Here is an 11,979-nt window from a genome sequence, read left to right on the forward strand (position 1 = left end):
GAGCGCTTGCCACTGTACTTGGCCGAGTACGTCTGGCGCTACAATCATCGCCGACTCTCCATCGATCAACAAGTTCAACAGCTCATGTACTTGCTTGAGCAACATACTCATCATCCAGGTGGCTAAAGTACGACTTTACCCTTAAGTAATGTGTCCCCGGAACTCCCCTGGCGGTCCACGTCGGGCTTTGAGGTGGATTTCATCATGGGCGATCACACGGCCATCGAGGCCAAGGCGAAGGAGAACGTCTCGCCCCACGACGTGAAGTCGCTGATCGCGTTGGCGCAAGAGCGACGGCTGAAGCGCTATCTCTGCGTGACGCTTGAGGCGCGGCCGAGAACCGTTGGACCTGTGTCCCTCGTGCCCTGGCGCGAGTTCTTGGACGCCCTCTGGAGCCACACGTACACTTCGCAAAAATAGGGACGGTTTGACCCCATCTTTCCAGCACGACGACAATTGCCGACTTCGACTTGACCGCGCCCACATTACTATGCTAATATAGGGCATATAAAATATGCACTTTTGGAGGAAAAAATATGCGCACAACGATTGAGGTGCCGGACCAGCTTATGCAAGAGGCGCTGACGGTCTCGAAAGCCAAGACCAAGACCATGGTGATTGTCCTGGGGCTGCAAGAGTTGATCCATCGCCACAAGCTCGAAGAGCTCAGGGCGCTTCGGGGGGGTGTGGCGTTGACCGTCGATGTCCGCGCATCCCGCAAGCGCTCCTGAGCTCCGCCGCACCCTGATCCTCGTCGATACCTCGGTGTGGGTGAAGTTTTTTCGTCAGCCTTCCGCTCACGAATCGTGCACGTTGGATACGCTGTTATCCTTCGGGCCGGTCGCAACCTGTGCTCCCATTCAGGCGGAGGTTGTCTCCGGGGCTCCCACGCTGGCAGAGTTTCGACGCCTCCGCGACGTATTCAGCGCCCTGGTCGATTTGCCGCTACCGCCTGATGTGTGGCAGAAGCTCGAGGAACGCCGTTTTGCGCTCGCGCGCCGCGGCACGCAAGCCGCCCTGACCGATTTGTTGATTGCGATCACTGCCGAGCAGCACCATGTCCCGCTGTGGACGCTCGATGAGGACTTTGAGCGGATCGCTGCGGTGGTGCCGCTGCTGCTGTATCGTCCGGCAGCCCCTTAGACACCAGGGGTCAGGTTGGACTTTCCCCGATTGAGTAAATTCTGAGGAAGCTCCAGGGACATCTTGAGGTTGACAAAGAGCCAGATATCATCTATCCTCATTAGAGAGATAGATGAGAGAGAACATATGGAGTTATCACGATGGCCGTTGAGAAGATCAATGTGACGTTCCCCAAAGAGACGTTAGCGCAATTGCGCCGGCTGATTCCGCCGGGGGAGCGCAGCCACATCATCGCCGAAGCCACCGCCCACTACTTGGCGGATGTGACCCAGAAGGCGACGCTCCGCCAGGTGGCCGGACTGTGGAAAGACCGAGCGCAGCTGCGCACGCAGACCGATGTGAACAGGGAATTGAAGCGGCTGCGAGGGTCGACGGCGCGTCGATTGAAACGGTTAGGTCGTCGTGGCTAATTACTTGTTGGATTCGGACGTGCTGATCTGGCTGCTTCGCGGCCGCCAGGAAACGATGCAGCGTCTCGAACGGCTCGAAGGACCCTTCGGAGTGAGCGTGATCTCGCGGGCGGAAATCTGGGCGGGGGCTCGACCCAGTGAACAGCATCAGATTGAGCAACTCTTTCTCAGCCTGTCAACGTACGCGGTTGATGGAGCCATTGCCGATCTCGCCGGCAAGTTTCTCAGGCAGTATCGAGGTCGAGGGCCCTCGCTCGAATTGCCGGATGCGCTCATTGCCGCCACCGCCGTGGTGCATGAATTGAGCCTCGTGACCTACAACGTCCCCCATTTTCCCATGCCTGAGCTCAAACTCGCCTCACCAGATATCTGAATGTTGCGAGGCTGTGCGGTTGCGGTGATGCTGGCCCTGTGCGCCGGCGGCTGCGCGCGCAGCGGCAATGAGGTCGTGGTCTACTCCTCGCTCGATCAAGTCTTCTCTGAGCCGATCCTCAAGGATTTTCAGCACGCCACCGGGATCCGTGTGCGCGCCGTGTATGACGTGGAAGCGACCAAAACCACCGGGCTGGTCAACCGCCTCATCGCCGAGCAGCCGCACCCGCAGGCGGATGTCTTCTGGAATTCCGAGATCGCCCGCACCATCATTCTGAAAGATAAAGGGGTCCTCACACCGTATACGTCAGCCAACGCCAGCGAGATTCCCGAGCATTTCAAGGATCCGCACGGTTACTGGGCCGGGTTTGCCGCGCGGGCCAGGATTCTGATCTATCACAAGGAGCTGGTGGCGGAGGATCACCTACCGCGATCCATCTTCGAGCTCACCTCACCGGCCTGGCGCGGAAAAGTGGCGCTGGCGAACCCGCTGTTTGGCACCACCTCCACCCAGGTCGCCAGCCTCTCTGTGCTCTTAGGCCGCGAGAAGGCGGAGCAGTTCCTTCGGGGTCTGAAGGCCAATGCCGTGGCGATGGTCGATGGCAACTCCACTTCGCGGGACATGGTGGCGGCCGGGGAAATGCCCATCGGCTTCACGGATACCGACGATGCCCATGTGGCCATCGTCAACGGCAAGCCGGTCGGCGTCATCTACCCGGATCAGGGCGAGGGGCAGATCGGCACGCTGTTGATCCCGAATACCGTGGGATTGATCAAGGGCGGGCCGCATCCTGACAACGGCAAGCGGCTGATCGATTATCTGCTCAGCAAAGAAACCGAAAGCAAACTGGCCTTCGCCTCCTCCGCGCAAATTCCGCTGCGGGATGATGCGCAGCGTCCGCCGCACGTGCCCTCCTATCGGCAGATCCGGGTGATGGACGTGGATTTTGAGCAGGTCGCCCATCGGCTCAACGAGTCGGCTGCCGCGGCGCAAGAGATTTTTATCCGATGAGGCGATGGCTCGGCGGGCTGCTGGTGGCCGCGCTGATCGTCATCGCGATCCTGCCGGTAGCGCAAACCATCGTGCAGGCTCTAGTAGGCCAGGACCATGTGCTGGAAGAGTTCTGCCGCGCCGTGGCGACACCACGCGTGCTCGGGCTCTTTACGCATAGCCTGCTCATCGGTGTTGGGGTGAGCCTGTGTTGCCTGGCGATTGGAGTGCCGGTCGGATTCCTCATCTGCCGCACGGACATGTACCTCAGACGCGCGGCCCAATACGCGGCATTGCTGCCCCTGGCGATTCCGCCGTATATTGCGGCGATTGCCTGGATCAAGGTGCTCGCCCCGCAGATCTACGGCCCGGCAGGTGTCGTCGGGGTGCTGAGCCTTTCGTATCTGCCGTTCGTCAGCCTGCTGACCGTCGCCGGGTTGACGAGCTTCGATCGGAGCCTTGAAGAGCAGGCCGAGCTTGCGGTTGGCCCATGGAAAGCGATTGGCGCGATCACCCTGCCGCTCATCGCCCCCTTTGTTTTTGCTGGCGCGCTGTTTGTGTTTGTCTTTTCCGTGTCGAACTACGGCGTGCCAGCGCTGCTGCGGGTGCCGACCTATCCGATTGAAATTTTCACCCACTATTCGGCGTTCTATGATCACCGCGTGGCAAGTCTCATGGCGCTGCCGCTGCTGCTGGTGACCGCGGCTGCGGTTGGCCTCTCGTACGCGATGATGCGCAATCGGCGCTATGTGAGCGTCTCCGGCACCGGCCAGGGGGGCGGGCGGATCCTGCCGCTGGGGCGATACCGCGGGGCGGGCTCGGCGTTTGCGTGGCTGGTGATTGCGGTCTCCGGCCTGATTCCGCTGGGTGTCTTGGTCATGGCGTCAGGATCAGCGCTGGCCTACTGGGTCGCGCTGAAAGCCTCCTGGGCGGCGATTGTTCGCAGCCTGGGGATTTCCGCAGTGAGTGCGGCCGGCTGCCTTGGGCTAGGCTTCGGCTTGGCGTTGTTGATCGAACGAGCCCGCTGGCAGGGGCAACGGCTCTTGGATGTGGCCACGGTGTTGCCGCTGGCAGTGCCGGCGACGGTGCTGGGCATCGGGTTAATCGAGCTCTGGAACCGGCCCGGCACTAGCTGGGTGTATGCCGGCATGCCGATTCTGGTGATCGGCATGATGGCGCGGTTTCTGCCGTTTTCCGTCAGGATTCTTGCGAGCAGCTTCAAGCAGACGGATCGGCATTTGGAAGAGGCGGCCGCGTTGACCGGTGCCGGGGGGCCGGCGATTGCCAGGCGCATTCTGCTGCCCTTGATGAGCCCGGGGATCGTGGCGAGTGCCAGCATCTGCTTCATCTTTTCGATGGCGGAGATCGATACGACGCTGCTGGTGATGCCGGCAGGCTCAGAGACCCTGGCCAGCAAGATTTACACGCTGATGCATTACGATGTCGGGCCGTTTACCGTCGCGCTGTGCGTGATGCTGATCGCGCTGTCCATGATCCCTGTGGGGATCCTGGGATGCCTTGCGGCCACAGGGCGCAGCCGATGATTGACATCACAGGCCTGAGCAAACGGTACGGCGCAACCGCAGCGCTGCATGACGTGACGCTGCGCGTTGAGCCGAAGGAGCGGATGGTGATCTGCGGCCATTCCGGTTGCGGGAAAACCACGCTGCTGCGGCTGATTGCAGGATTGGATACGCCGGATGGCGGAGAGATCCATCTGAACCGGCAGCTTGCCAGCAATGCCACGACGGCGGTGGCCCCAGCACGGCGCAACATCGCCATGGTGTTCCAGGATCTCGCCCTCTGGCCGCATCTGAGTGTGGCGCAGAACATCGCCTTTGGCCTTGAGCGCGTGATCAGCGATCGAAACGCGCGGCGAGACGAGGTGGCGAACATCTTGCAGTTGCTGCGGCTTGAGGGAAAAGCTGCGTCGGCTCCGTCGGAGCTCTCCGGCGGGGAGCAGCAGCGGGTGGCTTTGGGCCGGGCCATCATCAGGCGGCCCTCCATCCTCCTGATGGATGAACCGCTGGCCCATGTGGACGATGAGCTTCGGGATGCGCTTACCCACCTGATGCTGGATCTTCAGGCGCGTTTTGGCATGACGCTGGTGTATGTGACCCACGACCGGGATTTGGCGGCGCGGATGGCAGGATCGCAAGCCTTCATGTCGCACGGGCGCATCGAGCGCGTGGAGCGATCGCATGCGTAAGGTCGCTGGGCTGTTGGTGTGCCTGCTGGCTGCGAGCGCCGGCGAAGCCGCCCAACAGCCGCACGTCTACTCAACACGTGATGTGTTGGAGTTCGATGCGTGCGCCTCGGCATGGCTCATCAAGCGGTTTGTCGACCCCCAGGCGCGTTTTACGTTCCATCCTTCGGGCGCCTTGATCACCGACGGCATTCCGTTTAACACGCCGGAAGCGGCGTGGCGAACGACGCAGACGATGACCACGTACGAGCTAATCCTGCGGGATGCCCATCTGCGCGATGCGGCGTTGATCCGCCTCGGCGAGATGGTGCATGAGATCGAGCTGACCTATTCGCGCTCGTTTAACACGGAAGCCAGCGCCCTGAATGAGCGCATCCTCGCTCTCACCAAGCAGGAACCGGACCCGGCCAAAGCGCTGGAGCAGAGCTTTATCGTCTTGGATGGCGTGTATCGCGCCTTGCAGCAAAGGCCACAAGGGTCATCCTGACCCAGCGGCACTGCGCTTGACATTTGGTGATAATACCGCGTAAAATAACCTCGTAGTTACTTCTCAGCCGCCATGACACCGCTGATGATTCCTCGGCACGTAAGCGCTTGCCTACGGCGCTCCACCCGGAGCGTCTTGCTGCTGGGTCCTCGCCAAACAGGGAAATCCACCCTGGTGCGCTCCCTCCAGCCTGATCTGACCGTGAATCTCGCGCATGAACCCACGTACCTGCAATTTGCCCGCAACCCGGCCGAGCTGGAAGAGCGCTTGGCGGCTGGCCGCTTTAAGACCGTCTTCATTGACGAAGTGCAGCGCCTGCCCAGCCTCCTGAATACGATTCAGGTCCTGCTCGATGAATCGGATCGGAGGATCAAGTATTACCTCACCGGTTCCAGTGCCAGGAAACTGAAGCGCGGCCATGCCAATTTACTCCCCGGACGAATCCATACCTATCATCTGGGCTCCGTGGTCGCCTCGGAACTCGAGTATCGGCTGCAGACGAGCAAGGCGTTGGAGATCGGCACCTTGCCTGGCATTTGGACCGAGCCGGATGCCGGCACGCAACGCAAAACGCTTCAGACGTATGCGTCGACCTACTTGAAGGAAGAAATTCAGGCCGAGGCGTTGACGAGGAATATCGAAGGATTTTCCCGCTTTCTATTCGTCGTGGCTGCCGAAGCGGGCAAGTTCCTCGATCTGTCCAAGCTCGCATCTGCGGCCGGTGTTCCTCGGCAATCCGCCGTCAGATTTTTTGAGTTGCTAGAAGACACCCTCGTGCTGCGCCGGTGCGAGGCGTTTCGGAAATCCGAGCGCCGGCGACTGACCCAAAGCCCCCGCCACTTCTTTTTTGATACCGGCGTGCTGAATGGCTTGCTGAACAACTTCACCGCGTCGGGGGATCGCCTTGGGATGCTGTTTGAGCACCTCCTCTTCAATCAGCTCGTGGACAGCGCGTTGGCGAAAGACCAATCGCTGCGCATCTCGTCCTATCGCACGGAACATGGCGCGGAGGTAGATTTCATCGTTGAGTATGGCCGGCACGTGCTCGCCATTGAAGCCAAGGCTTCCTCGACGATCGGCCGATCCGACCTGCGAGGGTTTCGGAGCTTTGCCGAATACTACGGCAAGAAGCACCGATCGGTTATTGCCTATCTGGGGAGCGTGCGCAAAGTGATCGACGGCATCGAGGTCCTCCCGTGGCAGTCGCTCCTCAACGATTTGGGTCTGTAGATGAACACGGTGAGCAAACGCCGAGGGTGAAGATGCGAGTCATTCGATGGATGAGTCTGGCGCTGCTGGTGCTGAGCGCATGGCCGGTGGAGGCGGAGCAGGGGCAGAAACCGCTCACCGGCAAATTGCTCTACACCCGGTTGACCGAGGGCACGTGGCAAATCTGGCAGAAAGATTTGGCGACGGGCGAGGACGTGCAGGTGACCGCCATTGCCGGCGATAAGCGCTGTCCGCTGTGGGGCGGCAACGGCCAGGTGGCGTACTGCACGACCAACCACGCGTGTTTTGAGAATACGGTCGGCAGCCAGGCGCATGAGCTGCGGTTTCGCGAGCTGTGGCCGGCGCGGGATCTGGCCCGTTCGCCCGACGGCCAGTGGCTCGTGTTTTCGAAATTCCGCACCGATCTGCCGGATCAAGCGAATCTGTGGGTGGCCAAGGGGGATGAGAGCAACCCGCGCATGATCACGCAGGAGCCTGGCCTGCAGCAGCAGCCGGCCTGGTCGCCGGGCAGCACGAAGATCGCCTACTCTGGCGGACAAGGGCCGAACAGCTATGAAATTTTCGTCGTCAATGCGGACGGGACGGATCGCGCGCAACTGACCACGAATGAGGCGAATGATTTTTTGCCGGCCTGGTCGCCGGACGGCCGGCAGATCGCCTATGCCTCGAATGCCAGCGGCGATGATGAGATTTGGGTGGTGGAGGCGGATGGCAGCCGTCAGGCACAACTGACCCATTCGCCGGGACTCGATACGCATCCGGCCTGGTCGCCGGATGGCCGGTCGATCGCGTTTGCCACGAACCGCACCGGCGAGATGGAGATCTGGGTGATGAACGCCGACGGCTCGGATCAGCAGCTGCTGCTGAAGGCGGAGGGAGGTGCATGCGATCCTGCCTGGCGCTAGCGTTTGGGGTCGCGCTGATTGCCGGCTGCGCCACGTCTCAGATGGGATCGGTTGCGCCGACTCTTCCAGCCACGACTGCTGGAGGCGAGTTGGCGATCAGCGGTGTTCGGGTGGAGCCGAAGACGCTTGATCTGAGCCAGCCTCGGGCGGGTGCGCTGGTCTCATTTCAGCTATCGGACACCGCGGACATTTGGCTGGAAATCGTTGACGATGAGGGCCGCCTTGTGCGCCGCACCGAGCCGGAGCCAGTCGAATTCGGCAGGCGATCGCTGGGCTGGAACGGCCGAGCCGATGATGACACACCCGTTCCCAACGGCGTCTATCGCTATGTCATCCATGCGAAGGCTCCTGACGGGCGCGAGGCCGTGTACAATCCGTCGACCGAGACCGGCGGGGAAGAGCTGACCGCCAGAAACTTTACCTTCGACCGCCCAACGGCTACGCTGGGATGGGTGATGCCGAAGGCCGGGCGGGTGCGGCTGCGCATCGGTCTGAAGGGTTTTCCGCATCTGCGCACGCTGCTGGATTGGCAGCCGATGGAAGCCGGCGCCCAGCAGCTGGCCTGGGACGGGCTGGATGCCTCAGGCTTGATTCGGGCGATCGACCATCCGGAGTTGTCGCTGAATTTGGCGGCTTTTGCGCTTCCCGATAACACCATCATCATCCGTGGTTCTCAATCGTCAATCGGCCATCGTCAATGGAAAACTCTTTACGCCCCAAATGTCCACCCCTCCGGCTATTTCCACGCGAAGCATCCTCGGGCGGAGTGCCGTGAAGGGATTGTGCGCGTGGAGTTTCCAGAGACGTTCCGCAAAGACGCGCAGGGCCGCGTGATCGTCCGCGGGAAGATCCCGGTGCGCGTCACCTTGGAAGGCCCCACCGCGGCGCGCTTCGTCAACCAGCGCTTCGAGGTCGTCCTCTTCGAGGATTTGATCCGCCTGTTTGAGGAAGAGCAGAGCCTGAATCCTTACACCTTCCTCTGGGACACCACCCGGCTGACTCCAGGCGAGCACCTGCTGACCGTGGATATCCTCAGCTACGACGACCACTACGCCGTGGCGACACTTCCAATCCTCGTCGAACGTTAGGCGCCCAAAATTTCCCTTGTGATGCCCGCGAAGGTTTTATATAATAACCAACAATAACGAGTAATAGGAGGCGCACGGCATGACCCTGGAAGGCGAGATCCTCACCCTGGAAGAGCTGCGCAACTACCTTAAAATTCCCAAGCCGACCTTGTACTCCATGGCCCAAAGCGGCCGCATTCCGGCCGCCAAAGTGGGCAAGCACTGGCGCTTCCGCCGCATCGACATCGACGAGTGGCTCAAGGCTCAGCAGTGGAACCGCCCGCTCCACCGTCGGCATCGTAAGTCCAAAATCTCTCAGGAGGTTACCGCATAAATGCCCGCCAAATGTCCGCTGTTCCAGAATGAGAAGGTGATTTGCCGGGTCAAACCTGACAGCCAGCACCGGTGGATCGGCACCGAGCGCACGTGGTACATCCGAAACTATTGCCAGGCCGACTATTACGTGGATTGCGAGGACTTCGAGGCGTACCTGGAGCAGCAGGCCATCGTGAAGGGCAAGATCCTGGTGGTGGATGACGAAACCACCATGCTCGAGACCCTCAGCAGCTTTTTTTCCAGCCGCGGCTATCAGATGATGACCGCCGCCTCCGCCGAGGCCGCCCTGAAACTGCTGGCCGCGGAGCAGCCAGCGCTCATCTTCATCGATATCAAGCTGCCGGGCATGAACGGCTTGGAGCTGCTAAAGGAAATCAAGCAGCGGTATCCGGCCGTCAAGACGTTTGTGATCACCGCCTTTGATGAGGAAAACAAAAAGGCCGCCGAAGCGCTCGGCTGCGACGCCTTCTTCGCCAAGCCGGTGGGGCTGGATGCGCTCAAGAAACGGGTGATCGAAGTGCTCACCGATTCCGAGCGCCGCCTGATGAAAACGCTCGCCTCCCGCCAAAAAGTCGATGGCGTGCCCGCGGCCAGGTTATTGTTTGTGATCGAAGTGCTGCCCACCGAAAAGGATCGGCTCACCCCGTACTTCCGAGAGTGTTTCACCGATGAAGCCCGCTGCGGCGGCCACTATGAGCTGGACTTCGCCTACTCGATCAATGATACCCTGCAGAAACTCATGTCGTTTAAGCCGGACATCGTGCTCATTAATTTCGACACGCTCTACCAAATCCCCTGCGGCCAACTCGCCTCGCGCATCGTCGAATCGCCCTACCGCCCCAAAGAAGTGATCGTCTACGGCTTGAACTTGGAGGCATCGGATAAGCAGGCGATCGAGCAGCTCGGGCTGCAGTATGTGGACCAGCGCCGCTCCTTCGCCAAACTCGTCACGACGATTAAGCACACCGCCCTTCGGCTCAACGGTCATAGCAGCAAGACGTAACGCAACGCACCAGCGCCACGCGAGAGGAAGCATGGTGGACCAGCATCCGCGGATCGTCATCACCGGCCTTGGCATCGTCGCCCCCAACGGCCTCGGCAAAGACGAGTTTTGGCGCAACTGCGCCTCCGGCGTCTCAGGGATTAAGCCGATCACCCTCTTTGACGCCTCCTCGTACCGCTGCCGCTACGCCGGCGAAATCTCCGACTTCCATCCCGAGCCGTATCTTGGCCCCAAAGGCCTGCGCAACCTTGACCGCACCACCCTCCTCTCGCTCCTCGCCGCCAAACTCGCCATCGAGGATGCCCAGCTTGCCATCACGGATGAGCATCGCAACGACATCGGCGTCGTCCTCGGCTCCACGATGGGCAGCGTGCACTCCATCAGCGAATTCGACAAAGAAGGCCTGCGCGAAGGCCCGCGTTACGTCAACCCGGCCCATTTTCCCAATACGGTGATCAACTCCCCGGCCAGCCAAGTGGCCATTCGGTTCGGACTAAAAGGCCTCAACTCCACCATCTCCACCGGCTTTACGGCGAGCCTCGATGCCATCGGCTATGCGATGGACATGCTGCAGCTTGGCCGGGCCAAGGCGCTGCTTGTTGGCGGCGTTGAAGAGTTCTGCATCCAGACATTCTTAGGCTTTTACAAGGTAGGGTTTTTGGCGACGACCCAAAACGGCTGCCCGCCGTTTTTTGCGCCGTTTGATGACAAACGCAACGGCGCGCTGCTAGGAGAGGGTGCCGTCTTTGTCGTGCTTGAATCGCTCGACGATGCGCAAGCGCGCGGGGCAACAATCGTGGCCGAGCTGCTCAGCTACAGCAGCCAGTTCCGGCCGGAGTCACTGTACCGCTTGGATCCTGAAGCCCGCGGCCCGGTCGCCGTGATGCGCGAGGCGCTCAAGGACGCCCACGTCGAGCCTGATGAGATCGATTACATCAGTGCGTGCGCCAATTCCACCAAAGTCTGCGATGAGATGGAAACCACGGCGCTGCACGCCGTCTTTAATTCCCATACCAACGAGATTCCTGTGGGCGCGGTCAAATCGCTCATCGGCGAATCGTTCAGCGCCGGTGGCGCATTCCAACTTGCCTCAACCCTCGGCGCGCTGGTTCAGGATGGTGGACAGACAGCGCTCATCAATACATTTGGCCCCATGGGCACCTCAGCCGCTCTGCTGGTCGCGCGGAGCTAAAACTCATGCCAACACAGACGATCCAACGACCATCAACGCAAACAGAGCGCTTGCTCGAAGGCCGTGTGCTGATCGTCACCGGCGGCTCGCGCGGTATTGGCCGCGCCATCGTCGAGGAGCTCTGCCGCCAGGGTGCTCGCGTGGCGTTGACGTATTCGAAGCAACAGAATGCCGCCGACGAGTTGGCCCAAAAACTTTCCGATGCCGGCCACGAAGCCTTCGCCGTGCAAGCCGATGCCAAAGATCTCAAGCGCGCCCAGCACGTGGTGGCTGACACCATCGAACGATTCGGCAAGCTCGATGGCCTGATCAACAACGCTGGCATTCTCCGCGATAAAGCGCTCATGATGATGGATCCCAGCGACTGGCACGACGTGCTCGACACCAATCTGACCGGCGTCTTCAACACGTGCCGTGCCGCCATCGTCACCTTCATGAAGCAGAAAGCCGGGCGCATCGTCAACATCACGTCAATCTCAGGCATTGTCGGGGCGGCTCGGCAAGTCAATTATGCCGCCAGTAAAGCCGGAGTGATTGGGCTCACCAAAGCCCTAGCCAAGGAGGTGGCAGCCTACAACATCACGGTCAATGCGGTGGCTCCCGGATACATCGACACCGACATGACCCAGAGCATGAC

Annotated in this window: 16 protein-coding genes; all 16 read left to right on the top strand. The window is 60.7% G+C overall.

Translation table 11 applies throughout. From position 1 onward, the window contains the following. Window positions 1-204 precede the first annotated feature (204 nt). Window positions 205-420 carry a hypothetical protein gene (locus HY737_08265; protein ID MBI4598376.1) on the top strand — a complete coding sequence of 72 codons (216 nt, stop codon included), beginning with the start codon at window positions 205-207 and terminating at the stop codon, window positions 418-420. A 116-nt stretch (window positions 421-536) separates the two neighbouring features. Beyond that, window positions 537-731, top strand: coding sequence for a type II toxin-antitoxin system VapB family antitoxin (locus HY737_08270; GenBank protein ID MBI4598377.1), 195 nt, complete (start codon window positions 537-539; stop codon window positions 729-731). After that, window positions 703-1,143, top strand: a complete 441-nt coding sequence (locus HY737_08275; protein ID MBI4598378.1) for a PIN domain-containing protein — start codon at window positions 703-705, stop codon at window positions 1,141-1,143. Before HY737_08270 ends, HY737_08275 begins: the two co-directional genes overlap by 29 nt. 140 nt (window positions 1,144-1,283) lie before the next feature. Continuing rightward, on the top strand, window positions 1,284-1,553 hold the full coding sequence (locus tag HY737_08280; protein MBI4598379.1) for a hypothetical protein: 270 nt from the start codon (window positions 1,284-1,286) through the stop codon (window positions 1,551-1,553). Beyond that, on the top strand, window positions 1,546-1,926 hold the full coding sequence (locus HY737_08285; GenBank protein MBI4598380.1) for a type II toxin-antitoxin system VapC family toxin: 381 nt from the start codon (window positions 1,546-1,548) through the stop codon (window positions 1,924-1,926). Before HY737_08280 ends, HY737_08285 begins: the two co-directional genes overlap by 8 nt. Before the next feature lie 27 nt (window positions 1,927-1,953). Further along, a complete protein-coding gene (locus tag HY737_08290; protein ID MBI4598381.1) occupies window positions 1,954-2,937 on the top strand; it encodes an extracellular solute-binding protein in 984 nt (327 codons plus the stop codon). After that, complete coding sequence (locus HY737_08295; GenBank protein ID MBI4598382.1) at window positions 2,934-4,460, top strand: iron ABC transporter permease; 1,527 nt, start codon at window positions 2,934-2,936, stop codon at window positions 4,458-4,460. The genes HY737_08290 and HY737_08295 overlap by 4 nt, the downstream gene beginning before the upstream one ends. Beyond that, entirely contained in the window at window positions 4,457-5,125 is a 669-nt protein-coding gene (locus HY737_08300) for an ABC transporter ATP-binding protein (GenBank protein ID MBI4598383.1), read from the top strand. Before HY737_08295 ends, HY737_08300 begins: the two co-directional genes overlap by 4 nt. Further along, on the top strand, window positions 5,118-5,609 hold the full coding sequence (locus HY737_08305; protein MBI4598384.1) for a chromate resistance protein: 492 nt from the start codon (window positions 5,118-5,120) through the stop codon (window positions 5,607-5,609). Before HY737_08300 ends, HY737_08305 begins: the two co-directional genes overlap by 8 nt. Before the next feature lie 84 nt (window positions 5,610-5,693). Next, window positions 5,694-6,839: an ATP-binding protein gene (locus HY737_08310; GenBank protein MBI4598385.1), complete on the top strand. Its 1,146-nt coding sequence runs from the start codon at window positions 5,694-5,696 to the stop codon at window positions 6,837-6,839. Between the two features lie 32 nt (window positions 6,840-6,871). Continuing rightward, the gene (locus HY737_08315; protein MBI4598386.1) at window positions 6,872-7,744 is read left to right on the top strand and encodes a TolB family protein; all 873 of its coding nucleotides are present in this window, start codon (window positions 6,872-6,874) and stop codon (window positions 7,742-7,744) included. Continuing rightward, on the top strand, window positions 7,723-8,832 hold the full coding sequence (locus tag HY737_08320) for a hypothetical protein (GenBank protein ID MBI4598387.1): 1,110 nt from the start codon (window positions 7,723-7,725) through the stop codon (window positions 8,830-8,832). The genes HY737_08315 and HY737_08320 overlap by 22 nt, the downstream gene beginning before the upstream one ends. A gap of 79 nt (window positions 8,833-8,911) precedes the next feature. Next, entirely contained in the window at window positions 8,912-9,145 is a 234-nt protein-coding gene (locus tag HY737_08325; GenBank protein ID MBI4598388.1) for a helix-turn-helix domain-containing protein, read from the top strand. Then, window positions 9,146-10,150 carry a response regulator gene (locus HY737_08330; protein ID MBI4598389.1) on the top strand — a complete coding sequence of 335 codons (1,005 nt, stop codon included), beginning with the start codon at window positions 9,146-9,148 and terminating at the stop codon, window positions 10,148-10,150. Between the two features lie 31 nt (window positions 10,151-10,181). Then, a complete protein-coding gene (locus HY737_08335; protein MBI4598390.1) occupies window positions 10,182-11,342 on the top strand; it encodes a beta-ketoacyl-[acyl-carrier-protein] synthase family protein in 1,161 nt (386 codons plus the stop codon). Between the two features lie 5 nt (window positions 11,343-11,347). Beyond that, the coding region (locus HY737_08340) for a 3-oxoacyl-ACP reductase FabG (GenBank protein ID MBI4598391.1) at window positions 11,348-11,979 on the top strand (632 nt) is incomplete at its 3' end.

It is taken from the genome of Candidatus Omnitrophota bacterium (genome assembly GCA_016209275.1).
Taxonomy (GTDB): Bacteria; Omnitrophota; Gorgyraeia; order Aquiviventales; family Aquiviventaceae; genus JACQWM01.